At 56.7% G+C, this 26,180-nt stretch carries 26 protein-coding genes; 15 read left to right on the forward strand and 11 right to left on the reverse strand.

Annotated elements, in window-relative coordinates; genetic code table 11:
• The first annotated feature begins 49 nt into the window (after positions 1-49).
• On the forward strand, positions 50-628 hold the full coding sequence (gene nudK, locus CKF42_RS06375; protein ID WP_046102349.1) for a GDP-mannose pyrophosphatase NudK: 579 nt from the start codon (positions 50-52) through the stop codon (positions 626-628).
• A 182-nt stretch (positions 629-810) separates the two neighbouring features.
• Complete coding sequence (locus tag CKF42_RS06380) at positions 811-1,884, forward strand: DUF1176 domain-containing protein (RefSeq protein ID WP_111207804.1); 1,074 nt, start codon at positions 811-813, stop codon at positions 1,882-1,884.
• Here CKF42_RS06380 and ampH read toward each other — a convergent pair.
• Complete coding sequence (ampH, locus tag CKF42_RS06385) at positions 1,881-3,044, reverse strand: D-alanyl-D-alanine-carboxypeptidase/endopeptidase AmpH (protein WP_046102347.1); 1,164 nt, start codon at positions 3,042-3,044, stop codon at positions 1,881-1,883. The genes CKF42_RS06380 and ampH overlap by 4 nt on opposite strands.
• Here ampH and CKF42_RS21050 point away from each other — a divergent pair.
• A complete protein-coding gene (locus CKF42_RS21050; protein ID WP_146239922.1) occupies positions 3,043-3,222 on the forward strand; it encodes a hypothetical protein in 180 nt (59 codons plus the stop codon). The two genes, ampH and CKF42_RS21050, sit on opposite strands and share 2 nt — an antisense overlap.
• Before the next feature lie 80 nt (positions 3,223-3,302).
• On the opposite strand, the gene tkt is transcribed toward CKF42_RS21050, so the two are convergent.
• The 5 genes from tkt to amiA form a co-directional block, all read right to left on the reverse strand.
• Positions 3,303-5,303, reverse strand: a complete 2,001-nt coding sequence (gene tkt / locus CKF42_RS06390; RefSeq protein ID WP_009088825.1) for a transketolase — start codon at positions 5,301-5,303, stop codon at positions 3,303-3,305.
• A gap of 57 nt (positions 5,304-5,360) precedes the next feature.
• Positions 5,361-6,311, reverse strand: coding sequence for a transaldolase (tal, locus tag CKF42_RS06395; protein ID WP_009088826.1), 951 nt, complete (start codon positions 6,309-6,311; stop codon positions 5,361-5,363).
• Positions 6,312-6,810: 499 nt separating this feature from the next.
• Positions 6,811-7,653, reverse strand: a complete 843-nt coding sequence (locus tag CKF42_RS06400) for a class I SAM-dependent methyltransferase (protein WP_111207806.1) — start codon at positions 7,651-7,653, stop codon at positions 6,811-6,813.
• Between the two features lie 196 nt (positions 7,654-7,849).
• The gene (gene hemF / locus CKF42_RS06405) at positions 7,850-8,764 is read right to left on the reverse strand and encodes an oxygen-dependent coproporphyrinogen oxidase (RefSeq protein ID WP_009088828.1); all 915 of its coding nucleotides are present in this window, start codon (positions 8,762-8,764) and stop codon (positions 7,850-7,852) included.
• A 91-nt stretch (positions 8,765-8,855) separates the two neighbouring features.
• Positions 8,856-9,704, reverse strand: a complete 849-nt coding sequence (gene amiA, locus CKF42_RS06410) for an N-acetylmuramoyl-L-alanine amidase AmiA (RefSeq protein ID WP_111207807.1) — start codon at positions 9,702-9,704, stop codon at positions 8,856-8,858.
• Between the two features lie 208 nt (positions 9,705-9,912).
• Here amiA and CKF42_RS06415 point away from each other — a divergent pair, with 208 nt between their 5' ends.
• The 10 genes from CKF42_RS06415 to CKF42_RS06460 all read left to right on the forward strand — a co-directional run bounded on the left by CKF42_RS06415 (position 9,913) and on the right by CKF42_RS06460 (position 18,661).
• Complete coding sequence (locus tag CKF42_RS06415; RefSeq protein ID WP_046102342.1) at positions 9,913-10,338, forward strand: GNAT family acetyltransferase; 426 nt, start codon at positions 9,913-9,915, stop codon at positions 10,336-10,338.
• Positions 10,328-10,795, forward strand: coding sequence for a DUF2919 domain-containing protein (locus tag CKF42_RS06420; protein WP_111207808.1), 468 nt, complete (start codon positions 10,328-10,330; stop codon positions 10,793-10,795). The genes CKF42_RS06415 and CKF42_RS06420 overlap by 11 nt, the downstream gene beginning before the upstream one ends.
• A 64-nt stretch (positions 10,796-10,859) precedes the next feature.
• A complete protein-coding gene (locus tag CKF42_RS06425) occupies positions 10,860-11,477 on the forward strand; it encodes an RpoE-regulated lipoprotein (protein WP_111207809.1) in 618 nt (205 codons plus the stop codon).
• A gap of 240 nt (positions 11,478-11,717) precedes the next feature.
• Complete coding sequence (locus CKF42_RS06430) at positions 11,718-12,734, forward strand: sulfate ABC transporter substrate-binding protein (protein ID WP_111207810.1); 1,017 nt, start codon at positions 11,718-11,720, stop codon at positions 12,732-12,734.
• The gene (cysT, locus tag CKF42_RS06435; RefSeq protein WP_009088836.1) at positions 12,734-13,567 is read left to right on the forward strand and encodes a sulfate/thiosulfate ABC transporter permease CysT; all 834 of its coding nucleotides are present in this window, start codon (positions 12,734-12,736) and stop codon (positions 13,565-13,567) included. The genes CKF42_RS06430 and cysT overlap by 1 nt, the downstream gene beginning before the upstream one ends.
• Positions 13,567-14,442 carry a sulfate/thiosulfate ABC transporter permease CysW gene (gene cysW, locus CKF42_RS06440; RefSeq protein ID WP_046102340.1) on the forward strand — a complete coding sequence of 292 codons (876 nt, stop codon included), beginning with the start codon at positions 13,567-13,569 and terminating at the stop codon, positions 14,440-14,442. Before cysT ends, cysW begins: the two co-directional genes overlap by 1 nt.
• Positions 14,432-15,520 (forward strand): sulfate/thiosulfate ABC transporter ATP-binding protein CysA, encoded by a 1,089-nt coding sequence (gene cysA, locus CKF42_RS06445; RefSeq protein ID WP_111207811.1) that lies wholly within the window; start codon positions 14,432-14,434, stop codon positions 15,518-15,520. Before cysW ends, cysA begins: the two co-directional genes overlap by 11 nt.
• A gap of 81 nt (positions 15,521-15,601) precedes the next feature.
• Complete coding sequence (cysM, locus tag CKF42_RS06450) at positions 15,602-16,486, forward strand: cysteine synthase CysM (RefSeq protein WP_046102338.1); 885 nt, start codon at positions 15,602-15,604, stop codon at positions 16,484-16,486.
• 166 nt (positions 16,487-16,652) lie between these two features.
• Entirely contained in the window at positions 16,653-17,333 is a 681-nt protein-coding gene (locus CKF42_RS06455) for a response regulator transcription factor (protein ID WP_009088840.1), read from the forward strand.
• On the forward strand, positions 17,330-18,661 hold the full coding sequence (locus tag CKF42_RS06460) for an ATP-binding protein (protein WP_046102337.1): 1,332 nt from the start codon (positions 17,330-17,332) through the stop codon (positions 18,659-18,661). Before CKF42_RS06455 ends, CKF42_RS06460 begins: the two co-directional genes overlap by 4 nt.
• 62 nt (positions 18,662-18,723) lie before the next feature.
• Here the strand turns inward: CKF42_RS06460 and crr are convergent, their stop codons facing one another.
• The 5 genes from crr to cysZ form a co-directional block, all read right to left on the reverse strand.
• Positions 18,724-19,224 (reverse strand): PTS glucose transporter subunit IIA, encoded by a 501-nt coding sequence (gene crr, locus CKF42_RS06465; RefSeq protein WP_009088842.1) that lies wholly within the window; start codon positions 19,222-19,224, stop codon positions 18,724-18,726.
• A gap of 42 nt (positions 19,225-19,266) precedes the next feature.
• Positions 19,267-20,994 (reverse strand): phosphoenolpyruvate-protein phosphotransferase PtsI, encoded by a 1,728-nt coding sequence (ptsI, locus tag CKF42_RS06470; RefSeq protein WP_009088845.1) that lies wholly within the window; start codon positions 20,992-20,994, stop codon positions 19,267-19,269.
• Between the two features lie 161 nt (positions 20,995-21,155).
• Entirely contained in the window at positions 21,156-21,413 is a 258-nt protein-coding gene (gene ptsH / locus CKF42_RS06475; protein WP_003848868.1) for a phosphocarrier protein Hpr, read from the reverse strand.
• 387 nt (positions 21,414-21,800) lie between these two features.
• On the reverse strand, positions 21,801-22,769 hold the full coding sequence (cysK, locus tag CKF42_RS06485) for a cysteine synthase A (RefSeq protein WP_009088849.1): 969 nt from the start codon (positions 22,767-22,769) through the stop codon (positions 21,801-21,803).
• A 141-nt stretch (positions 22,770-22,910) separates the two neighbouring features.
• A complete protein-coding gene (gene cysZ, locus CKF42_RS06490) occupies positions 22,911-23,678 on the reverse strand; it encodes a sulfate transporter CysZ (RefSeq protein WP_111207813.1) in 768 nt (255 codons plus the stop codon).
• A 218-nt stretch (positions 23,679-23,896) separates the two neighbouring features.
• Between cysZ and zipA the strand changes: the two genes are divergently transcribed.
• On the forward strand, positions 23,897-24,910 hold the full coding sequence (gene zipA, locus CKF42_RS06495; protein WP_046102334.1) for a cell division protein ZipA: 1,014 nt from the start codon (positions 23,897-23,899) through the stop codon (positions 24,908-24,910).
• A gap of 75 nt (positions 24,911-24,985) precedes the next feature.
• Positions 24,986-26,180, forward strand: a 1,195-nt coding sequence (gene ligA / locus CKF42_RS06500) for an NAD-dependent DNA ligase LigA (RefSeq protein ID WP_146239923.1), incomplete at its 3' end; no start/stop codon positions are given.

The raw sequence follows: 26,180 nt of genomic DNA on the forward strand, positions 1-26,180 counted from the left end.
TCCTTGCCCCTATGATGAAAGGCTCCCTTTATGCGGTAGCGGAGTCTGCATGTCGTTTAAGATCAACATCATCAAAGATAAACTCCTGTCTGAAAACTGGTTTGTGCTGCGTAACTACACCTATGAGATAACCGACCGTCAGGGTGAGGTGATCCGCCACAAGCGTGAAGTCTACGACCGCGGCAACGGGGCGACCATCCTGCTCTATAACCGTGAAAAAAACAGTGTGGTGCTGACGCGCCAGTTTCGCATCGCCACCTACGTCAACGGTAACGACAGCGGCATGCTGATCGAAGCCTGCGCGGGGTTGCTGGATGATGACACGCCGGAAGATTGCATCCGCAAAGAGGCCATCGAAGAGACCGGCTACGCCGTGGGTGAGGTGGAAAAACTCTATAGCTGCTACATGTCACCGGGCGGCGTGACCGAGCTGATCCACTTTTTCGCGGCGGAATATCACGACGCGCTGCGTGACAATGCGGGCGGGGGCGTTGATGATGAGTCGATTGATGTACTGGAGCTGCGCTTCCCGGATGCGCTGGCGATGGTCGCCGATGGCCGCATTCGCGACGGTAAAACTATTATGCTGCTGCAGCATGCCCGTATCGCAGGCTGGCTGACACCATAATCGTGCCCTGAACGGCCCGCCGCGCGACAGCCCGGGATGCAATGCGGACACTGTCTCCAGGTTATGCACGCTTTTTAAGCAGTTAACTGCGCTTTTTGCACGGGTTCACAGAATGCGAACCCTGTCTGGCCCATTGATGCGCTATCCTCTCCACTCTGGGTTTTTGGGGATCGATTTTCTTAATGTCGTACTGGATGAAATCGCTGTGGCTGTCGACGTCTCTGTGGGTGACCTGTGTTCAGGCGGAACCGTTGCAAAAGTCATTCAACGACTGGCAAATCACCTGCAACAACGAAGCCTTCTGCGTGGCCCGCAACATCCCCGGCGATAAAGGGCTGGTGATGACGATTTCGCGCCATGCGGGCGTTAACGATCGCCCCTTACTCCGCATCGACTACGGCAGTGCCTATACCGGCGCGCTGCCTGGCGGCCCGCTGCAGGATAATCTGCTGCTCGACCAGCGGCGTCTTAAACCGGACCTCAAACACTGGACGGCAGAACCGCACCATCTCGCCACCAGCAATGCTATCGCCATTGATGAATTTCTTGATCTGGTGATGGAAGCCAAAACCCTGCAACTCACCTACGATGCCAGTGCCGCGATCTCCCTGCGCGGTATGAAAGCTGCACTGCTGCTGATGGATGACAGGCAGGGGCGGGTGAACAGCATGAGCGCGTGGATTAAACGTGGCGACCGCGCCAGCTGGGAGGTTCCGCCGCCGCCAGCATTGCCACAGCTGCCTCCCGCCGTGAGGCCGCCTGCGCCCCTGACGCGCGAAGAGACCAGCGGATTAATCGATTACGGCACCTGGCGCATCAATACCGACTCCTGCTCACTCGACCCGCTGCGGCGTGAGGTCAGCGTTGCGCCTCTCACCGATCAGCATGCGCTGTTGCTGGTCAGTTGTGAAATGGGGGCATACAACGTCATCGATCTGGCGTTTGAAGTGACGCGCAGCACGCCCTACGTGGCCCGGGGCATCACGCTGACGCTGCCCTTTACTCCGCCGAGAGCGAGTGACCGCCAGCTTGAGCTGATTAACGCTGAGTATAATGCGGCCAGCGGCCAGCTTTATACGTTTGGCAAGGGGCGGGGGCTCGGTGACTGCGGCAGTGCCACACGCTGGCAGTTTGATGGCACCCGCTTTGTGCTGGCGGAATATGCGGAGGAGTCGACCTGCGATGCCTGGCACAGCAGTGATGACTGGCCAACCCTGTGGGTCAGCCAGTCAGACGGTGGCGTCCAGCAGCGTTAGCGGATGACCTGCACCATCATCGGAGAGCCGGTCTGGTTGCCGACCAGCTCAGCCAGCATGTTGTTTACGCCGTCGCTCATTGGCGTGAAGCGGGTCAGCGGCGAGCGCGTCACCACGACAAACACGCCCACGTTATGCTGCGGCACCATCGCCATATAGGTAATGAAACCCCCGCCACCGCCGGTTTTCTGAATAATCCCGGGACGACCATTCTTTGGTCCCATGTAGACCCAGCCCATCCCCAGCGCATCCGCTTTCCCTGGCACATCCATGCCTTCCACGCGGGTCAGCTGATCGCGGCGATAGATCAGCGTTTGCAGCCGATCGATCTGCGGGGTGCGATGGTTAACCGACGAGTTAAGGAACTGCTGCATCCAGCGGCCCATATCATCCGGCGTGGAGTAAACGCCGCCGCTGCCAATCGCCGCCAGGGTGTTGTTGCAGGGGCTGGCCCCTTTTTCAGCCACCATCAGGCGACCACACTGCTCCGGCGAAGGCGTAAAGGTGGTGTCTTTCATACCCAGCGGTCGGGTGATCAACTGCTGAAACAGGGCCGGGTAGGGCGTGCCCGCCGCGCGCGACAGCGCATCGCCCAGCAGATCGTAACCCAGGTTGGAGTAGGCGGCACTGCTGCCCGGTGCGGCTTTGAGGTTCGCCCGTGACAGCCACGTCCAGCGTTCACTGCGCGTCGGCCAGACAAACACCGGCCGCTGCGCCTTGCCGCCAGGCTGTTCACGCGGCAGTCCGCTGGTGTGGGTGGAGAGGTTGATCAGACGAATGGGCTGTCCGTTATAAGCAGGCACGCGGGTGCCCGGCGGCGCATATTTACTCAGCGGATCGTCGAGGCGAATCTGTCCGCGCTCCGCCAGCTTGACCATCACTTCACTGGTCATCAGCTTACTCAGCGAGGCGATACGAATCAGCGAATCTTTTTGCGGGCGCACATTGTTGCCTGGCCGGGTTTCACCAAAGCTGGCGAAGACCCGCTGATTGCCATCAATCGCGACCAGTGCCATACCGGTTGCACCACTGCCATAAAAGATATGCTCCGCATAGCGGTCAACAATCTGAGAGGCGAGCAGCGGATCGGGCGCGACCTGCGCCATGCTTTTTAATGGAAGCAGTGAAACCATCAGGGCCAGTAAATAGGGTGTGCGCATGTTCAACGGAAATGGCTTCGCTATAGAGATCGGAGGAGATCTGCCTTCATGCATCGGACAGACGCGGGCAGCACATCGCGTTATTCCGGCAGAACAGCAGCAGGAACAGGCGGGCAGCCAGGGCGCAGGCAGCATTAACTATGACGGCTCTATAGTAATCAGTTTGTGCGGGGCGTGAAGAGGGGAGAGGAGATTTTTTTCTGTTTCGGGCTATGTGATGAAATGGCCCTTCCCGGTGTGCCGGGAAGGGCAAAAGCATTACACCGGCTTGAGTAATGCTTCAGCGTGACTGACGATATTCTCTACCGTGAAGCCAAACTCCGGGAACAGCTTGCCGGCTGGCGCTGATTCACCAAAGGTGGTCATACCGACAATCGCGCCTTCCAGACCCACATACTTGAACCAGTAGTCGGCGATTCCGGCTTCCACCGCCACGCGCGCCTTCACGCCGACAGGCAGAACGGATTCGCGGTAGGCAGCATCCTGCGCATCAAACAGGTCAGTTGAAGGCAGTGAAACCACCCGCACCTTGTGACCGCCTGAAGTGAGCTTATCGGCTGCACCCAGGGTGATCTCAATTTCTGAACCGGTGGCAATCAGGATCACTTCGGGGGTGCCGTCGCAATCTTTCAGCACATAGCCGCCGCGTTTGATGTTCTCGATCTGCTCCGGGGTACGTTCCGGCTGCAGCAGATTCTGACGGGAGAGGATCAGCGCAGTCGGGCCATGATGGCGTTCGATAGCCGCTTTCCACGCCACAGCCGTTTCCACCTGGTCGCACGGACGCCATACGCTCATGTTGGGCGTCAGACGCAGGCTGGCGATCTGCTCTACCGGCTGGTGGGTCGGGCCATCTTCGCCCAGACCGATGGAGTCATGGGTGTAGACCAGAATCTGTCGCGCCTTCATCAGCGCCGCCATGCGCGCTGCGTTACGCGCATATTCGACAAACATCAGGAAGGTGGCCGTGTAGGGGACGAAACCGCCATGGTGCGCGATACCGTTACCAATCGCCGTCATCCCGAACTCACGCACGCCGTAGTGAATGTAGTTACCGGCCGGATCTTCTTTGATCGATTTGGAGCCAGACCAGATTGTCAGGTTACTGGGCGCCAGGTCTGCAGAACCGCCGAGGAACTCCGGCAGTAATTTGCCGTAGGCTTCCAGCGAGTTTTGTGAGGCTTTGCGGCTGGCAATTTTCTGCGGGTTAGCCTGCAGCTCCTGAATGAAACGGGTGGCTTCGCTTTCCCACGTTGACGGCATCTCGCCATTCATACGGCGTTCATACTCTTTCGCCAGCTCAGGATGTGCCTCTTTATAGGCCGCAAATTTTGCATCCCAGGCTTTTTCCCGTTCCGCACCGGCGGCTTTGGCGTCCCACTGCTGGTAGATTTCAGCCGGGATCTCAAACGCCGGATAGTTCCAGCCGAGTTGCTTGCGGGTCAGGGCGACTTCTTCCTCACCCAGCGCTGCGCCGTGCGACTCCTCTTTACCGGCTTTGTTCGGGGAACCGAAACCGATAATGGTGCGGCAGATAATCAGCGAAGGCTTATCGGTAACGCTCTGCGCCTCTTTGATCGCCTCACGAATGGCGTCCGCGTCATGGCCGTCGATGTCGCCGATGACGTGCCAGTTGTAAGACTCGAAGCGCTTATGGGTGTCGTCGGTAAACCAGCCTTCGGTTTCACCATCGATCGAGATACCGTTATGGTCATAGAAGCCGATCAGTTTGCCGAGACCCAGGGTGCCCGCCAGGGAGCAGACTTCGTGCGAAATCCCTTCCATCAGACAGCCATCGCCCATAAAGACATAGGTATGGTGGTCAACAATCTCATGATCCGGACGGTTAAACTGCGCGGCCAGCGTGCGCTCTGCAATCGCCAGACCAACGGCGTTCGCCAGACCCTGACCCAGCGGGCCGGTGGTCGTTTCCACGCCAGGCGTGTAGCCGATTTCCGGGTGGCCCGGCGTTTTGGAGTGCAGCTGACGGAAGTTTTTCAGCTCTTCAATCGGCAGGTCGTAACCACTCAGGTGCAGCAGGCTGTAGAGCAGCATTGAGCCGTGGCCGTTGGAGAGGATAAAGCGGTCGCGATCAAGCCAGGCGGGATTGGTCGGATTGTGCTGAAGGAAGTCGCGCCACAACACTTCGGCGATATCGGCCATTCCCATGGGCGCACCGGGGTGGCCGGAATTTGCCTTCTGAACCGCATCCATGCTCAGTGCACGAATCGCGTTTGCCAACTCTCTGCGTGAGGACATAAAGTTCTCCCTTGTTATGCATCAGGGCGGGAAAGTCCCGCCCGACTAAAATGAGGACTACAGACGTGCGGCCAGTACATCTTCCAGCTTCTGCTGGTCAACAGCGAACTGGCGGATACCATCAGACAGTTTCTCAACCGCCATCGGATCCTGATTATGCTCCCAGCGGAACTCCGCCTCAGAGAGCGGTGATGGCTGATGGAAGCCTTCGGTAGACGGCTCCAGCTTGCGCTCCAGCGGTGCGTCGCTGTTCTGCAGCTCTTCCAGCAGGTTAGGGGAGAGCGTCAGGCGATCGCAGCCCGCCAGCGCCACAATTTGCTCCACTTTACGGAAGCTGGCACCCATGATGATGGTGCTGTAGCGGTGCTTTTTGTAGTAGTCGTAGATGCGACGCACGGATTTCACGCCCGGATCTTCATCCGCCACGTATGGTTCCATCGGCTTGCGTGAGTTATACCAGTCGTAGATGCGACCCACGAACGGCGAGATCAGGAACACGCCCGCTTCCGCGCAGGCACGCGCCTGCGCGAAGGAGAAGAGCAGGGTCAGGTTGCAGTGGATACCATTCTTCTCCAGCTCTTCCGCAGCGCGGATACCTTCCCAGGTTGAAGCCAGCTTTATCAGTACGCGCGAGCGGTCGATACCCTGCTCTTCGTACATCCGAATCAGTTTTTCTGCTTTGGTCACACACATGCCACGATCGAAGGAGAGGCGCGCATCCACTTCGGTCGAAACACGGCCCGGTATGCTTTTCAGGATTTCCATACCGAGATTGATTGCCACTTTGTCACTGGCGTTGATGATCTGGGTCTCTTTGCTGCCGCCCTGTTTTTTAGCGTACTCGATCGCGTCATCCATCAGGTGTTTGTACCCTTCGAGACCGGATGCTTTCAGAATGAGTGAAGGGTTGGTGGTGGCGTCTTCCGGGTGGTAATGACGAATCGATTCGATATCGCCACTGTCCGCCACCACGGTGGTGAACTGTTTTAGGGCTTCTAGCTGGTTCATCTCTAAACTCCTTGAAAAGAAAAATGAAAGCGAACAGGGATCACCTCAGGCCTCGCAGCCGGTCTGTGGCATGTGCTGCTAGCGGGAACGCGAACCCATAACATTGCAACAGACACTTTCTGATGAAAATGCGGTTTCTCTGATTGTTGCGCTGCGAGGCGGTGCGAAGGAGCCGTCATGCGGTGTAACCCGAGGGGTGCGCCATATTCCACTCTTAAGCATAGCAGTCGGGAAAAATGACGCAGGCAACACTGTAGCAATCCGTGCCCTCTCCGCATCAAAGCGGCGTTAGGACACTCACTCTCGTCATACGCCGGGAGCAGAAAACGGTGCGGTGAGTCGGAAAGTAAAAACGCGGGGACGGGAAAAGCGCTGCCACAGTGAAACGTGGCGGGGCAGGCTGAATGCTAAACAGGGGGGGATGTCTGAGCCTCCCCGGGAGAGGCGTTTTAAAAACAGGCCGCGATGAGAGTACAGGCGGCCCGAATCACGTGGTGCGCTATTGCCTCTCAAAAAATTGCGCCAGCGTTATTTTGGGGTGCGGGTAGTAAAATTTATTATGCGTCAGCGGGATATACATCCCTTCGGGTTCACCCGGCATAAAATAGTTGCCCTGCCAGCGGTTCGGTTCACAAACCGGCCCGTCGTTATAGACGGTACCCAGCGGCGCATAAGTGACATCCCGACCGAAAATAGAATAGACGGCGGCATCGACAAAATTAAAATATTCAGGAACGCCACGCAGATGGGTATCCTGAATCAGTAAGCTGTGCAGTTTATCTTTGATATAAAAGAGGCTGCCGAGGTCACGGATCACCTGCTCGAAATCGTGCGCGCCATCATGATGAATGATGACGTTTCCGCCTTCTTCTTTCATCAGCACATCCCTGACATACTCCGGAAGGGTGCCATGGTACATCCTGACCCGACTTTCGACGGTTTCCGGATAGGCTCTTCTTGCGCGCTCTCTGGCGAACTGTAAATGGTCCGGACTGATGTCAATCAAATCGAGTTCAATACCCAGATAGTGTGCACAGCCAGCCAGAACAGAGGTGCTGCCTCCCATAAAGACGCCCACTTCAACGATTCTGCTGACTTCACCCAGTGCCGACTTAATGGTGTTAAAAATATCAAAGTAATATTTCCCGGAGCATTGATCTTCGTAGTGACCTTCAGTCGCCGCTCTCTTTGCGATGATGTCGTCGAAGATAATATTTCTGCCCAGCCAGGGAGAAAGGTCGGGTTTGAAACCACTGTATATTTCGATGTTAAGCCGTTCCGCTATTTCCGCAAAACTCCGTGTTTCAAGGTTTTTATCGGGGTCTGTGAATGAAGCCATCATTGGTGTCCTTATCCTGAATATGGCCTAGTGTATCAATGAAATTCAGGGCACTAATGAATGAGAAACAAACGGAACTGAACCCTTTTTATCGGTTATCAGGTCGGGTGGGAGCGGCAGGAAGATGAACGGTTTCAGGCGGTTGAGACAGCGTAATGAACCGCAACGCAGGCAGGCAGCCACGTTGCGGTCCGGGGGATTATGACGGCAGATTGAGCCAGTTCTTCACCGGCAGGAAATCGCGATAGAGGGCCGCTTCAGGCGAGTCTGGTTCAGGCTGATAATCATATTCCCAGCGCACCAACGGCGGCATCGACATCAGGATCGATTCCGTGCGGCCGCCGGTCTGCAGGCCAAACAGGGTGCCACGGTCCCACACCAGATTGAACTCCACATAACGCCCGCGGCGGTAGAGCTGGAACTGGCGCTCACGATCGCCCCACGGATGATCTTTGCGGCGTGCCACAATCGGCCGGTAGGCATCAATAAAGCCGCGTCCCACCGCCTGCATAAAGCTGAAGCTCTGCTCAAAATCGGGCGTGTTAAGATCGTCAAAAAACAGGCCGCCAATGCCGCGCTGCTCATCGCGGTGTTTCAGATAGAAATAGTCGTCGCACCACTTTTTATATCGCGGATAAACGTCGTCGCCAAAAGGCTGACAGAGGTCGGCGGCAGTCTGATGCCAGTGCAGTGCATCTTCTTCGAAGCCGTAGAACGGCGTGAGATCAAACCCGCCGCCAAACCACCACACCGGATCGGCACCGGGTTTCTCCGCGATAAAAAAGCGCACGTTGGCGTGGCTGGTGGGCACATAGGGATTGTTCGGGTGGATGACCAGCGACACACCCATCGCTTCAAAGCTGCGGCCCGCCAGTTCCGGACGGTGCGCCGTAGCCGAGGCCGGCATCTTATCGCCATGCACGTGCGAAAAGTTTACGCCCGCCTGTTCAAACACCGCACCGTTTCGCAGCACGCGGCTCTGACCGCCGCCGCCGCCAGGACGCTGCCAGCTATCTTCTGCGAACGCTGCGCCGCCATCTTCAGCCGCCAGCTGGTTACAAATCTCATCCTGCAGAGCGAGCAGGAATGCTTTTACGCGGGAAATATCAGCCATCTTTTCGCTTATCGTCGGTTTTAATTTAGGGCGATTATACGCAAAATCGGGCTGCTTGCATGAGTGCGGCGCGATACAGGAACTTTCCGCATCAGGCATTACGGCGATCAAACTCATCAAAATAGTTGACGATACCGCTGGCAATGGCGGCGGCAATTTTCTGACGAAACGCCGTGGTGCCGAGCAACTGCTCTTCGTGCGGATTAGTAATAAAGGAGGTTTCAACCAGCACCGAAGGGATGGAGGGCGACTTCAGGACCGCGAAAGCAGCCTGTTCCGTGTGCTGGCTATGCAGATGATGAACCGGGCGAATCTGATCCAGCACATGTTTGCCCAGCGTCAGGCTGTTTTTGATGGTGTCGGTCTGAACCAGATCGAACAGGATCTGCTGCAGATAGTGATCCTGCTGCAGCGCCTTCACGCCGCCCAGTTTGTCCGCATCGTTCTCACGCTGAGAGAGATAACGCGCCATTGAACTACTGGCACCGCGATTGGAGAGCGCAAATACCGAGGCGCCGCTGGCATCGGGGCTGGTAAAGCCGTCGGCATGGATCGACATGAACAGATGCGCGCCATGCTGATGAGCAATCTCCACCCGCTGGTAGAGCGGAATAAAATGGTCGCTGTCGCGGGTCAGACGCACTTCGATGCGCGGATGGCTCTGCAGTTGCCGTTTCACGTTACCGGCAATCTCCAGCACGATGTGCTTCTCTTCTGAACCCTCCTCGCCGACCGCGCCGGAGTCGATGCCCCCGTGGCCGGGATCAATCATCACAATGCGCTTTCCGTTACTGGCTGGCGGAGCAGGGCGTGCATGGCGGCCTGTTCCTGTAAGCGCTGAAGGCTCTCTGGCCTGAACCGCGCGCGGCGATAAAACGGCCAGAGCCAGACCGGAAAGGAGTAACTGACGACGATGAATCAAACGTTTAAGCAGGTGCATGTGCGGGTCCGGTAACAGAAATCCTGCCGGTGTTATAGCCTAAGGCTCTGTTGTCTGCGATCACATAACCATTTCAGGGCATTACTTTGTATTGCAGGCCGCGAACAGAAAATTTGCGCTTTTTTATTTGCCGCCGTTCAGCCGAGGGTTGCGTGCGGCAGAGAATGCGTGATAATCAGCAAATTGTGCTTAATTGCAGGTGAAGAAGATGGAAATCCGCGCCTTCCGCCAGGAAGATTTTGAAGAAGTGATCACCTTATGGGAACGTTGCGATTTGTTACGGCCATGGAACGATCCGGAGCTGGATATCGAACGCAAAATGCATCACGACCCCGATCTCTTTCTGGTCGCTGAAGTCGGCGGCGTGGTCGTCGGCACTCTGATGGGGGGCTACGATGGTCATCGCGGTGCGGCCTATTATCTGGCGGTGCATCCTGACTATCAGGGACGCGGTTTTGCGAATGCGCTGATGAATCGTCTGGAGAAGAAGCTCATCGCTCGCGGCTGTCCGAAGCTGCATCTGATGATCCGCGAAGAGAACGACCAGGTGGTGGCCTTTTACGAGAAGCTCGATTATGAGCCGGTCGATGCGCTGCTGTTTGGCAAACGTCTGATCGAAGATCGTGAATACTAAACCGTCCCCTGACTATCAGCCGGACCACTATGACGCCAGAGGGCAGCTGCGGCTGCCGTTTCTTTTTTGGCTGATCCTGTTACTGCAGGCGCGCACCTGGCTACTGCTGGTGATGGCCGGGGCGTCACGGCAGCAGGGTAACGATCTGCTGGCGCTCTTCTATCCGGATCGCCAGGCGTTCTGGATCGGTCTTGCCCTGGGATTACCGGCGCTGGCAGGTCTGCTGCTGACCGGTTACCGGCTGCGGCTGCCGCGACTCTGGCAGCACTGGCGCAGCGTGCTGTCGCTGTCATTTTTAGTGAATCTTATCTGGCAGGGGCTGCAGTTTGTGCAGGGGTATCTGCTCAGTTCGCCGCTGCCCCTGTTGCTGACGCTGTTTGACCTGCTGGCACTCATCTGGCTGCAGACTGACCGTCGCTGCCGCGACTGCTTTCTGCCTGAACATCATCTTAAATAAACTTTTTGGCGCTTTGCGACTCCAATCAGTTCCGCCTTCCGGCATCGTATTTACAGGAGTTTTCATGAAAGCTGTTCGTTCCACGCTACTGATCGCCGCCGTTGCACTGAGCGGCTGTGCCAGTTCGGGTTCCGGCACTGACAGCAGCCAGCAGGCCAGCTGGTGGAATCCGCTGACGTATCACTGGTCCTCGGCGCTGCCGTGGAACTGGTTCGGTTCATCGCTCACCGCGACGGAGCAGGGCGTAGGCGGACTGACCGCCTCGACGGCCATGAAAGAGGAGGCGATCAAAGCCGGCCTGAATGGGGATTACACCCTGCGTCAGGGCATGCGCGGTGAAAACGGTCAGGTGGTTGCGTTCTGGCAGGCGCTGGATGACGACAAGGTGAAGCTGGTGATTTACGGGCAGTTGCAGGTTGAACGCATTGAGGTGATGGACAGCCAGATTGCCAGCAGCGACGGCAGTAAAGTGGGCGATGCTTTCAGCAATAAGTTCACCAAAGCCTTCAGCAACTGCACCCTGGCCAGCGGAACGGATGCGCGAGACGTAGCATGCCGGGCCCCCGGCAGTCAGCATCTCACCTATCTCTACCATGGCGACTGGCATGGACCGGAAGGGCTGATGCCTTCCGATGACACGCTGAAGACCTGGAAACTCAGCAAAATCGTCTGGCAGCGTTAACACTGCCTGCTAAACGCCATGCGCTGACGCGCCTGGTCACCCCCGCAGGCTGGTGCTCAGCGGGGGTTATCCTCTCTGCGGCTTTTGCTGATTTCTGCATAAACTCTGCCGCTGTCTTATGCTTTTTTCGACTTTGAAATCATCAAACGATATATAAAACCGTTACTGGTTTTCCCTGAGTTATAAATAAACTGATGTTTCAGCGGGTGAGATCCGCATCAAATTTTTTCAGGGTGCCAAATGACATTACAAGCGATGAAAAAAGTCGTGAGCGGTATCGCGTTGTCGCTGAGCCTTGCTGGCGCAGCCAATGCCACTGAACTTCTTAACAGCTCTTACGATGTGTCCCGGGAGCTGTTTGTTGCCCTGAATGCCCCTTTCGTTAAACAGTGGGATGCCAGCCATCCTGCCGACCCGCTGACCATCAAAATGTCTCATGCCGGTTCATCTAAACAGGCGCTGGCTATCCTGCAGGGACTGCGCGCCGATGTTGTCACTTACAACCAGGTGACGGATGTGCAGGTCCTGCATGATAAAGGCAACCTGATTGCCGCAGACTGGAAAAGCCGTCTGCCGAATAACAGTTCACCGTTCTATTCCACCATGGCGTTTCTGGTGCGCAAAGGAAACCCAAAGCAAATTCATGACTGGTCAGATTTGACCCGTAACGATGTGAAGCTGATTTTCCCTAACCCGAAAACGTCCGGCAATGGTCGCTATACCTATCTGGCCGCCTGGGGGGCTGCTGATAAAGCGGACGGTAACGATCAGGCTAAAACCCGTGCCTTTATGACGCAGTTTCTGAAAAACGTTGAAGTTTTCGATACCGGGGGCCGTGGTGCGACCACGACCTTCGCTGAGCGTGGTCTGGGCGACGTGCTGATTAGCTTTGAGTCGGAAGTAAACAATATCCGCAACCAGTACGGCAAAGATGAGTATGAGGTGATCGTGCCGAAAACCAACATTCTGGCGGAGTTCCCGGTGGCGTGGGTAGATAAAAACGTTGCCGGTAACCACACCGCGGATGCGGCCAGCGCCTATCTCCACTACCTCTACACACCGGAAGCGCAGACGATTATTACGCACTACTACTATCGCGTGAACAATCCGCAGCTGATGGCAGAGCAGAAAGATCGCTTCCCGCAGACCAGCCTGTTCCGGGTTGAAGAGGCCTTTGGCGGCTGGGACAACGTGATGAAAACGCATTTCGCCAGCGGCGGTGAGCTGGATAAATTGTTAGCGGCGGGGCGTGGATAATGTTTGCAGCAAGTCATAAACGCGTGTTGCCCGGCTTTGGACTGAGCCTGGGCACCAGCCTGCTTTTTACCTGTCTGATTCTGCTGCTGCCCATCAGCGCCGTGATCATGCAGCTGTCACAGATGACCCTTCAGCAGTACTGGGATGTGGTGACCAACCCGCAGCTGGTTGCGGCCTACAAGGTTACGCTGCTCTCCGCCGGTGTCGCCTCGCTGTTTAATGCGGTGTTCGGCATGCTGATGGCGTGGATCCTGACCCGCTACCGCTTCCCGGGCCGCACGCTGCTGGATGGCCTGATGGATCTGCCGTTTGCGCTGCCGACCGCCGTCGCGGGCCTGACACTGGCCGGACTCTTTTCGGTCAACGGCTGGTATGGACAGTGGTTTGCCCATTTCGATATCAAAATCTCCTACACCTGGATCGGCATCGCCATCGCCATGGCCTTCACCAGCATCCCGTTTGTGGTGCGCACGGTACAGCCGGTGCTGGAGGAGTTAGGCCCGGAGTATGAAGAAGCCGCGGAAACGCTGGGTGCCACACCGTGGCAGAGCTTCCGTCGGGTTGTGTTACCGGAAGTCGCCCCGGCGCTGCTGGCGGGCACGGCGCTCTCCTTTACCCGCAGCCTGGGGGAGTTTGGTGCGGTGATCTTTATTGCCGGTAACATCGCCTGGAAAACGGAAGTGACCTCGCTGATGATTTTTGTCCGGTTGCAGGAGTTTGACTATCCGGCCGCCAGCGCCATCGCCTCGGTGATCCTGGCCGCCTCGCTTATCCTGTTATTTGCGATTAACACCTTACAGAGCCGCTTTGGCCGTCGACTGGGAGGTCACTAATGGCTGAGGTCTCACAACTGAATCATGCGGATCGCCAGCCGGTGAACTGGGGAAAATGGCTGCTGATTGGTATCGGCGCGCTGCTCTCGATTCTGCTGCTGCTGGTGCCGATGGTCTCCATCTTCTGGGAGGCGCTGAATCAGGGGCTGCTGGTCTCCCTGAGCAACCTGGCTGACCCCGATATGCTGCACGCCATCTGGCTGACGGTGATGGTGGCGCTGATCACCGTTCCGGTTAACCTGGTGTTCGGCACGCTGCTCGCCTGGCTGGTGACCCGCTTTACCTTTCCGGGGCGTCAGCTGCTGCTGACCCTGTTTGATATTCCGTTTGCCGTGTCGCCGGTGGTGGCCGGTCTGATGTATCTGCTGTTCTGGGGCGTCAACGGTCCGGCGGGCGGCTGGCTGGATGCGCATAACATCCAGGTTATGTTCGCCTGGCCGGGCATGGTGCTGGCGACCGTGTTTGTGACCTGTCCGTTTGTGGTGCGCGAACTGGTGCCGGTGATGCTGAGCCAGGGCAGTCACGAAGATGAAGCGGCGGTGCTGCTGGGCGCTTCAGGCTGGCAGATGTTCCGTCGTGTGACATTGCCGAACATTCGCTGGGCGCTGCTGTATGGCATCGTGCTGACCAACGCCCGTGCGATTGGTGAGTTTGGTGCGGTCTCGGTGGTATCGGGGTCGATTCGCGGTGAGACCTATACGCTGCCACTTCAGGTTGAATTATTGCATCAGGATTACAATACGGTCGGCGCCTTCACCGCTGCCGCGCTGCTGACCCTGATGGCCATTGTAACGTTGTTTCTGAAAAGTATTGTGCAGTGGCGTCTGGAGCAACAGCACAAGCACCTGCAACAGGAGGGAAATCATGAGCATTGAGATTAACAAGATCAACAAATCCTTTGGTCGCACCTCGGTGCTGAACGATATCTCTCTGGATATTGCCTCGGGTGAAATGGTGGCGCTGCTTGGCCCATCCGGCTCCGGTAAAACCACGCTGCTGCGCATTATTGCCGGGCTGGAGCATCAGAACAGCGGCCAGATCCGTTTTCATGGCAACGATGTGAGCCGTCTGCATGCGCGCGATCGTCAGGTTGGATTTGTTTTCCAGCACTATGCGCTGTTCCGCCATATGACGGTGTTCGACAACATCGCCTTTGGCCTGACGGTGCTGCCGCGTCGGGAACGTCCTTCTGCGACCGAGATCAAACAGCGTGTTACCCGTCTGCTGGAGATGGTGCAGCTGGCCCATCTGGCGAACCGCTTCCCGGCTCAGCTGTCGGGCGGGCAGAAACAGCGTGTGGCGCTGGCGCGTGCGTTAGCGGTAGAACCGCAAATCCTGCTGCTGGATGAACCTTTTGGCGCGCTCGATGCGCAGGTGCGTAAAGAGCTGCGTCGCTGGCTGCGTCAGCTGCATGAAGAGCTGAAATTTACCAGCGTGTTTGTGACCCACGACCAGGAAGAGGCGATGGAAGTGGCAGACCGCGTGGTGGTGATGAGCCAGGGGAATATCGAGCAGGTCGGCACGCCAGATGACGTGTGGCGCGATCCGGCAACCCGCTTTGTGCTGGAGTTCCTGGGTGAAGTGAATCGCTTTGATGGTGAGATCCACGGGTCGCAGTTCCATGTCGGCGCGCATCACTGGCCGCTGGGGTATACCTCGGCACATCAGGGCCCGGTTGAGCTGTTCCTGCGTCCGTGGGAAATCGACGTGTCCCGCCACAGCAGCCTGGAAACCCCGCTGCCGGTGCAGGTGCTGGAAGTGAGTCCGCGTGGACACTTCTGGCAGCTGGTGGTGCAGCCCGCTGGCTGGCAGAGCGAGCCATTTTCGCTGGTGTTTGAAGGTGAACAGACCGCCCCGATTCGTGGCGAACGCCTGTTTGTTGGCCTGCAGCAGGCGCGTCTCTATAAGGGTGATACCCCGCTGCGCGCTGTTGCCTTTGCCCAGAGCGCCTGATATTTTCTGATCAACACCGGGCGGGAGTGTGACTCCCGCCTTTTTTTTGCCTTCTGTTTGCATTAAGCCAGGAACCGCACCGTGACGACTCTCGAAAATACCATCGGCAATACCCCGCTGGTCAGGTTACAGCGCCTGACACCCGCTAACGGCAGTGAGGTCTGGCTTAAGCTGGAAGGCAACAATCCGGCGGGTTCGGTCAAGGATCGTGCGGCCTGGTCGATGATCAATCAGGCGGAGCTGCGCGGGGATATCACGCCCGGCGATCAGCTGATCGAAGCCACCAGTGGCAACACCGGCATTGCGCTGGCGATGATCGCCGCGATGAAAGGCTACCGTATGCGCCTGCTGATGCCGGACAACATGAGTCAGGAGCGGCAGGATGCGATGCGTGCCTATGGCGCAGAGCTGATACTGGTGCCGCGTGAGCAGGGAATGGAAGGGGCGCGCGATCTGGCGCAGGCGATGGCGGCACGCGGCGAGGGCCGGGTGCTGGATCAGTTCAACAATCCCGATAATCCGCTGGGCCACTATCAGACCACCGGCCCGGAGCTGTGGCAGCAGTCGAATCAGCGTATGACCCATTTTGTCTCCAGTATGGGCACCACCGGCACGATCACCGGCGTGGGACGCTACCTGAAAGAGCACAACACCGGCGTGCAGGTCATTGGCTTACAGCCCAGCGAGGGCAGCAGCATTCCGGGCATCCGTCGCTGGCCGCTGGCCTATCTGCCGGGGATCTACCGTCCCAATCTGGTGGATGACGTCATCGATATGACGCAGAAGGAAGCGGAGGAGACCATGCGGGCACTGGCACGCCGTGAGGGCATCTTCTGTGGCGTCAGTTCAGGCGGCGCGGTGGCGGGTGCACTGCGCATCGCCGAGGCAAATCCGGGAAGCGTGGTGGTGGCGATCGCCTGCGATCGCGGCGATCGTTATCTCTCGACCGGTCTCTATCACCCGTAACCGCTGTGGATGCGAAACCTGGCCTGTGAAGCGTCTGCTGCCCACAGGCCTTTTTTTTGCCCGGTTTACTGTGCCAGCGAGTGTGAATCTGTAAGGATCACGTAAATCAGGCTGCGCCGATAGGCCGCACAGGTGAAAATAGCGCCCGTTCTCCGGAGAAATGACCATGAAAATTCTGCTTGTAGATGATGATGTAGAGCTGGGCACGATGTTAAGCCAGTACCTGATTGCGGAAGGCTTCGATGCTCAGCTGGTGCTGACCGGCAGCGCCGGGATTCAGGGCGCGCTCTCCGGCCAGTTCACCGCGATGATCCTGGACATCATGCTGCCCGATATGAGTGGCATTGACGTTCTGCGCCAGGTGCGTCAGAACAGCCGTATACCAGTGATTATGCTGACCGCCAAAGGCGATAACATTGACCGCGTAATCGGTCTGGAGATGGGGGCCGATGACTATATGCCTAAGCCCTGCTATCCGCGCGAGCTGGTGGCGCGTCTGCGGGCGGTGCTGCGGCGTTTCGAAGAGCAGGCTCCGCAGCCGGATAGCCAGGAGCCGCTGCGCTGGGGGGCGCTGACCCTCAATCCCGCCACCCGTATCAGTGAATGGCAGGAGAAAGCCTTCGATCTCACCGCCTCGGAATTTAATCTGCTGGAACTGCTGATGCGCGCCCCGGACAGGGTGGTATCAAAAGATGAGCTGTCGGAGAAGGGACTTGGTCGCCCGCGCGAGGCGTATGATCGCAGCGTCGATGTGCATATCAGCAACATCCGTCAGAAGCTCAGTGCCTTAACCGCTGACAGCATCACGATCGAAACCGTTCGCAGTATCGGTTATCGCATTCGATGAGGCACTACCGTGGACGCCTGTTCTGGAAGATCTTTATCGGCTTCTGGATCGTCTTTGTCATCATCAGTCAGCTTATCTGGCTCGGCTTTTCGCTCTCCGGTAGACGACACGAGCCGCCTGAACTGGTGGCGGTCCGTCGCGTGGCCGATCTGCAACTCACCTCGGCGGCGACGGTGCTGGCGCAGAACGGGCCTGAGGCGCTGAACGCGATGCTGTCGGGCTGGGACGAACGTGACCGGCAGTTTTTCCACATCCTGCCACAGGCGCAACCGTCTCCTGCACAGGCTAACCCGGATGGGGAGGCGCATCGGCCCGCCGAAAGTAAACGCTGGGTGCGCGGCGCCGATGGAAAAGGGTATCAGCTGCGCTATGACATCGATGGCATGCGAAAAGAGAGCATGATGAACAGCATGCCGCGCAAATTCCTCAATATCCCTGAACCGATGTTTGTTTTCGCCGGTTCGGTAGGATTACTCTTCAGCCTGCTGCTTGCCTGGAATCTGACGCGACCCATGCGTCAGCTGCGCGAAGGGTTCTCCCGGGTCGCAGAGGGCGATTTAAGCGTGCGGCTTTTTCCGGTGATGCGTAAACGGCATGATGAGATTTCTGATGTCGCCCGGGCCTTCGATACCATGGCTGAGCGGCTGGAGACCCTGGTCCGCGCGCGCGAAGAGCTGCTGCACGATATCTCACACGAGCTGCGTTCACCGCTTGCGCGCCTGCAGCTGGCGACCGGGCTGGCCAGGCAGACGCCAGAAAATGTGCACAGTTCGCTCGATCGTATCGACGAAGAGGCGCGCCGGCTGGATAAGATGATCGGTGAACTGCTGACGCTGTCGCGGGCTGAGCATGAAAGTATTCCGGATGAGCAGTACTTTGACCTCACCGGCCTGCTGGAGGCGGTGATCACCGATGTCCGCTATGAAGCGCAGCTCCCCGGCGTGCAGGTGGCGTTTCAGGTGGACGATCGGGCCGACTACACCGTGCGTGGCAATGCCGAACTGATACGGCGCGCCACCGAGAATGTGTTACGCAACGCGCTGCGCTTTTCCCTGCCAGGCCAGCGGATCGAGGTTGAACTGCGCACCGCGCAGCAGTGGCTGGAAATTCAGGTGCGCGATCAGGGGCCGGGTGTCGATGAAGAGAAACTCTCCAGCATCTTTGACCCGTTTGTGCGGGTCAACTCACCGCTGATGGGAAAGGGCTATGGCCTCGGGCTGGCGATCGTCCGCAAAGTGGTGCTGGCGCATCAGGGTGAAGTCGAGGCACGGAACCGGCCGGAAGGAGGGCTGGAACTGACGCTGCGGCTGCCGCACTGGCCCTCCTGAAAAGCGCAGAGAGCAGAAACGAAAACGGCACCCGAAGGTGCCGTCAGAGCAGGAACAAAGCCTTATTTTCTGATGCGAATCACCGGCGTTTCGCCGACGGTGACCTGGCCAGAGAGCTTAATCAGTTCCTTGATTTCATCCATGTTGGAGATAACAACCGGAGTCAGGGTTGATTTCGCTTTCTCTTCCAGCAATGGCAGATCGAACTCGATAACGACGTCGCCTTTTTTGACCTTCTGGCCTTCTTCAGCGATGCGTTTGAAGCCTTCACCTTTCAGTTCAACCGTATCGATACCGAAATGCACGAACAGCTCAATGCCGTTGTCCGATTCGATTGAAAAAGCATGGTTGGTTTCAAAAATCTTACCGATAGTGCCATCCACCGGCGCAACCATTTTGTTGCCAGTCGGTTTGATCGCGATACCGTCGCCCACGATTTTTTCTGCAAACACCACATCTGGTACGTCTTCAATATTCACAATTTCGCCTGACAGAGGCGCTACGATATCGATTGTCCCAGCGCTATCCGTTTTTTCGCCAAAAAGTTTAGAAAACAAACCCATGATCTTCTCCTAAGCAGTAATTTGGGGCCAGCATCATGCAGATTAGCAGAGCGTTTTTTCTTTAATGAACTTGTTCACCAGGTTCATTAAATCTTCCGCTGTCGGTTGAGCCAGTGCCTGCTCTGCCAATGCCTTCGCATCTTCAAAATTAGTATTACGAATGATTTTCTTGATGCCAGGGATAGAAATGGCACTCATGCTGAACTCGTCCAGCCCCATTCCCAGTAACAGTAGTGTAGCACGTTCATCACCTGCCAGCTCACCACACATGCCGGTCCATTTACCTTCAGCGTGAGATGCATCAATGACTTGCTTAATTAAGTTAAGCACAGACGGCGTCATTGGATTGTACAGGTGCGAAATCAAATCGTTACCACGATCGACCGCCAGAGTATACTGCGTCAGGTCGTTTGTCCCAATACTGAAGAAGTCGACTTCTTTCGCCAGATGACGTGCAATCACCGCTGACGCCGGCGTTTCCACCATGATACCGACTTCGATGGACTCGTCGAACGCTTTGCCTTCTTCACGCAGCTGCGCTTTCAGCAGTTCCAGTTCCGCTTTCAGCGAACGCACTTCTTCAACGGAAATGATCATCGGGAACATAATGCGCAGTTTGCCGAAGGAAGAGGCGCGCAGGATAGCACGCAGCTGCGCATGCAGAATCTCTTTGCGGTCCATGGCGATACGGATAGCGCGCCAGCCGAGGAAAGGGTTTTCCTCTTTCGGCAGGTTCATGTAAGGCAGATCTTTGTCACCACCGATATCCATGGTACGGACGATAACGGCCTGTGAACCCATGGCTTCAGCAACGGCTTTATACGCCTGGAACTGCTCTTCTTCGGTCGGCAGCGCATCGCGGTCCATGAACAGGAACTCGGTGCGGTAAAGACCCACGCCTTCTGCGCCATTGCGCTCTGCGCCGGCGACGTCGCGCACGGTGCCGATGTTGGCACAGACTTCAACCTGATGACCATCCAGCGTGACCGCAGGCAGGTCTTTCAGCTTGGCTAATTCGTGTTTTTCCGACAGATACTGGTTCTGTACGGCTTTCAGCTCTTCCTGAACGGCGTCAGAAGGATTGACGTGAATCGCGTTGTTCACACCATCCAGAATCAGAAAGTCGCCATTTTTAACCGTGACGGTGACATTGCCGGTGCCGACAATGGCTGGGATCTCCAGCGAGCGCGCCATGATTGAGGTATGGGAGGTACGGCCACCCAGATCGGTAATAAAGCCCAGCACCTTTTTCAGGTTCAGCTGTGCGGTTTCTGACGGCGTTAAATCTTTTGCTACCAGAATGGATTCATCCGGAATGGCGCTCAGGTCAACGATATGCAGACCGAGGATGTTTTGCAGCAGACGCTTACCGATGTCGCGCACGTCAGCCGCACGCTCTTTCAGGTACTCATCATCTAACTCTTCCAGCGCTTTCGCCTGACCATCGATGACCGAGTCGACAGCAGCATCGGCAGAGGCGTGATCTTTTTTGATCAGGTCGATGATTTCCTGCTCCAGCTCTTCATCTTCCAGCAACATAATGTGGCCTTCGAAGATCGCAGCTTTCTCTTCACCGAGGGTTTCACCCGCTTTGACGCGAATCGCTTCCAGTTGCTGTGCCGCTTTACCGCGACCATCGAGGAAGCGCTGAACTTCCTGCTCAACCTGGTCATCAGAAATTTTCTTACGGTTGATGACGATCTCGTCTTCTTTCAGCAGCAGTGCTTTGCCGAAAGCGATACCTGGTGATGCTAAAATGCCTGAAATCATAACGCTACCTTTTAATCACGATGGCTGATGGGACTCTTTGCGGTGCCATTGTCGCGGGACACGTACTCTACGAAAGCAATAACGCGGACAGATTGTCCGCGATCAAGATGTTTGCACTCAATGGCGCAGAGGAGTCGATTGGCTGGAGAGCTGAGCGGAGATTACTCCAGTTCAGCCATCAGTTTGACCAGATGCTCAACTGCTTTCTGTTCGTCTTCGCCTTCTGCTGACAGGGTCACAACGGTTCCCTGCGTTAAACCCAGTGTCTGCAGCTTGAACAGGCTCTTGGCGCTGGCAGATTTACCGTTAGAGGTCACAGTGATTTCTGACTGGAAAGCTTTGGCTTCTTTAACGAATTGCGCTGCTGGGCGAGTATGCAGACCGTTTGGTGCAGTAATGGTAACTTCTTGCTGGAACATTCTATTTCCCCAACGTTATCAGAATGAGTGTTATGGATCTAAAGTCTAGCCTGGAGCCTTCACTTTAGCCTGTGTCGGTGCGCGGGTATAGCTTCATGCTGACCCAGGACGCGCATGCGTCAAATCGACATTCCGTTGCGTCGTAAAACCGATTCTACACGTCACCGGTTAATTATGCCGTGATTCGCCGTTTCACTGAATCCGTAAATCGATTCAGCTTGATCCACTTCAAACGCGGATTAATTTCAGGCATCGAAATAATTGGCAGTCTAAATACCAGAGCGGCGTCACTGAAATCAATCTGCCGGGTGGTGAAAGTGAGATCTGCGCCACAAAAAAGCACCCGGGCGGGTGCTTTTTGCGGCATTTTCAGACTTTCTGCCCTGACTACTGCAGCTCTTTTTCTGTAAAGAGATCGGCGAACAAAGCGGTACTCAGATAGCGTTCACCTGAGGAGGGGAGAATCACCACGATATTCTTGTTGGCGAAGGTTTCCTCTTCCTGCAACTTTAGTGCGGCGGCGACCGCAGCACCGGAGGAGATACCGGCCAGAATGCCTTCCTGCTCCATCAGCAGACGCGCGGTGCTGATCGCTTCCTCATTCGTGATAGCCACAACCCGATCAACCAGATTCAGCTCTAGGTTGCCCGGAATAAAGCCTGCGCCGATCCCCTGAATTTTGTGAGGGCCAGGCTTGATCTCCGCTCCTGCCAGGGCCTGAGCAATGACCGGCGAATCGGTTGGTTCCACCGCGACGGTGATCAGATCTTTTTTGCCTTTGGTGTTCTTGATGTAGCGGCTCACGCCGGTCAGCGTACCGCCGGTGCCGACACCAGCAATAAAGACATCCACTTCGCCGTCGGTATCTTCCCAGATTTCCGGGCCGGTGGTCTTTTCATGGATCTCCGGGTTTGCCGGGTTGCTGAACTGCTGCAGCAGGACATATTTATCCGGGTCGCTTGCAACAATCTCTTCAGCTTTGCCGATTGCCCCTTTCATGCCTTTGGCACCTTCAGTCAGGACCAGATTCGCGCCCAGCGCTTTCAGCAGCTTACGACGCTCAACGGACATCGTCTCAGGCATGGTCAGGGTCAGTTTATAACCGCGCGCGGCGGCCACATAGGCGAGGGCAATCCCGGTATTGCCGCTGGTCGGTTCAACCAGTTCAATACCCGGTTTCAGAATACCGCGTTTCTCTGCGTCCCAAATCATATTGGCACCGATACGGCATTTTACGCTGAAGCTCGGGTTACGGGATTCAACTTTCGCAAGGATGCGGCCGTTACCGATGCGGTTCAGTCGAACCAATGGCGTATGACCAATTGTCAAAGAGTTGTCTTCGTAGATCTTACTCATAGCCTGTCCTTAACTGTATGAATTATTGGGAACCCTATGAGCATACCTGTTCTGCCTGGGGGCGGAAGGAAAGAAATCGCATATCTATATGTCACCCGGCAATAAGCCTTGTTAAAAAGAGCATAAGGCGCGCTGATATGTTCAGCGCACTTCCTGCCGTGCCAGTTGCTGCCGGTAGCGATCGACCCACATCGCTGTGGCCCCGCAGACGGCCACCGGCATGATGACCAGGTTCAGCACCGGAATCATGGTAAACAGACTGGTAAGCGCACCAAACTGCATATTGGCGGTTTTATGCCGACGCAGGGCGTTACGCATCTGCTGAAAAGGCACTTTGTGATTATCGAATGGGTAGTCGCAATACTGGATCGCGAGCATCCAGGCGCTGAACAGGAACCACAGCACGGGCGCAACCGTCTGGCCGAAACCCGGGATAAAGTAGAGCAGCAGCAGTCCCACCGCACGTGGCAGGTAGTAGCCCAGCTTTTGCAGCTCGCGCTTCATGATGCGCGGCACATCTTTGATCAGACCCGCCCAGCCGCTGTCAGGCAGCGGTTTACCGGTCAGGCGTCCCTCAAGCTGCTCGGCCAGCAAACCGCAAAACGGTGCGGCGATAAGGTTAGCGAGGGTGGAAAAGAAGTAGCTAAAGACCAGCACAATCGCAAGCACCGACAGTGGCCATAACAGATAGCTGAGCCACTGCAGCCAGTCCGGAATCGAGGCCATCAGCCGCGGGATCCAGTCACCCAGACGGTAGAAAAGCCAGATGAATGCGCCACCCAGCATCAGAATGTTGATCAGCAGCGGCATGACCACAAAGCGACGAATGCCAGGCAGACGCATCAGTTTCCAGCCCTGGCTGAAGTAGTGTATGCCGTTAAAATCTGAGACGGACTTCTCAAGGGCCATATAGGCAATTCTCCTGAAGGTAATAGGGCGGGCCCACTATAACCTGGCTTTTTCCCCAGGCCAGGTGCCGTTTGGGTAAAAAAACAGCGAAAAAGCGTGGGTTGCCTATCTTATTTGTTAGAAAATAGTGCACAGACTTGCACTTGTGTAGCAGGGCAAATACAGTTAGAGGATAAAGTTTGCCGCGGTGGCAAGGTATTGGAACAACAGAGAATACAATGATGCAGGATTTGCGTCTGATATTAATCGTTGTTGGCGCGATCGCCATAATAGCGCTCCTTCTTCACGGACTGTGGACCAGCCGTAAAGAGCGTTCGTCAGTGTTCCGCGATCGCCCGCACAAACGTCTGAAACAACGTGATGAACATGATGAGCCGGACCTGATCGACGACGAAGATGATGGCGTCGGCGAGGTTCGTGTTCGCGCTGAGCGCAGCAACCATCAGGAACCGCGTTTCGATGATATTCGCGAATCCCAGCCGGTTGCGCCGCGTAAGCCCGCGCCTGCTGAGCCTGTTCGTCAGCCTGCGCCACGACCTGCTCCGCAAGCCGAACCGGAAAGCGACCCGCTTTTCAGTCCCGCACCGCAGCCTGCTCCTCAGCCGCGTCCGGAACCGGCTCGTCAGCAGCAACAGCCCGCGCCTGCCTTTGTCGCGCCGCCTGTGCAGGCCGATCCGCTGCTGGATCTGGACCCGCTGGAATCGGTGCAGCCCGCACCGCAGTACCAGGCTGAACCCGAGCCGCAGCCTGAAGCCACTCAGGCGCCGGAACCGACTCCTGTTCCGCCGTCTGCACCTGCCGCACCGGCAGAGAAGCCGAAAGAAGCCGTGCTGGTTCTGCATGTTGCCGCACACTCGGGTGGCGAACTCAATGGTGAGGCGCTCCTCCAGGGGATTCTGCAGGCGGGCTTCCAGTTTGGCGAGATGAACATCTTCCATCGCCATCTCAGTCCGGCAGGCAGTGGTCCGGTCCTGTTCAGTCTGGCCAATATGGTCAAGCCTGGCTCGTTTAACCCTGACCTGATGACAGATTTCAGCACGCCGGGTATCTCTATCTTTATGATGGTGCCTTCCTATGGCGATGCGAATCAGAACTTCAAGCTGATGCTGCAGTCGGCACAGCGCATCGCTGATGATGTTGGCGGCGTAGTGCTGGATGATGAACGTCGCATGATGACGCCGCAGAAGCTGGAAACTTACAAGGCGCGTATTCGCGATGTGGTCGGTGTCTGACCACGGCGCAAACCGCTATCTGAACTGTTAAAACAAACCCCCGCATGTCGGGGGTTTTTTATCTGATGGGGCTTTATGAAATCCGTCCAGGATCACATCACCGAACTGCGCACTACGTTGCGTCATCACGAATACCTCTATCACGTCATGGATGCACCGGAAGTGCCGGATGCCGAATATGATCGCCTGATGCGTGAACTGCGCCAGCTGGAAGCGGATCATCCCGATCTCATTACGCCGGACTCACCAACCCAGCGCGTCGGCGCTGCGCCGCTGACGGTGTTTGAACAGGTTCGCCATGAAGTCCCGATGCTGTCGCTGGATAACGCCTTCGATGAAGCGACCTTTATGGCTTTCAACAAGCGGGTGCGCGATCGGCTGAAAAGCAGTGAAGAGATTACCTACTGCTGTGAACTTAAACTCGATGGCTTAGCGGTGAGCCTGATATATGAAAACGGGCTGCTGGTTCAGGCCGCCACGCGGGGAGACGGCACCACCGGCGAGAATATTACCGCCAACGTGCGCACCATTCGCGCTATTCCGCTGCGTCTTAAAGGTGACAACATTCCGGCGCGGCTGGAAGTGCGTGGCGAAGTCTTTATGACGCAGCGCGGCTTCGAAAAGCTGAATGAGGAAGCGCGCCGCACGGACGGCAAAGTCTTTGCTAACCCGCGCAACGCAGCGGCAGGTTCGCTGCGTCAGCTTGATCCGCGCATCACCGCAAAACGTCCGCTGACCTTCTTCTGCTACGGTTTCGGCCTGCTGGAAGGCGGCGAGATGCCGCACAGTCACATGGCACGCCTGCAGCAGTTCAAAGCCTGGGGGCTGCCGGTCAGTGACCGCATTAAGCTGGTGCATAATGCGGAAGAGGCGCTGGCTTTTTATCACGACGTTGAGCAACAGCGCCCCAGTCTCGGATTTGATATCGATGGCGTGGTCATCAAAGTCGATTCACAGGCGCAGCAGGAACAGTTGGGCTTTGTGGCGCGTGCGCCGCGCTGGGCGATAGCCTTTAAATTCCCGGCGCAGGAGCAGCTGACCTGGGTGCGGGATGTCGAGTTTCAGGTTGGCCGGACCGGGGCAATCACTCCTGTCGCCCGCCTGGAGCCGGTGCAGGTAGCGGGCGTGATTGTCAGCAACGCCACGCTGCATAACGCCGATGAAATCGCGCGGCTGGGACTGCGCATCGGGGACCGGGTCGTGATTCGCCGTGCAGGCGATGTGATCCCGCAGGTCGTGAATGTGGTTACCGCTGAACGTCCTGAAGAGA

Origin of the sequence: Pantoea sp. ARC270 (assembly GCF_003236725.1) — a bacterium.
GTDB lineage: Bacteria > Pseudomonadota > Gammaproteobacteria > Enterobacterales > Enterobacteriaceae > Pantoea > Pantoea anthophila.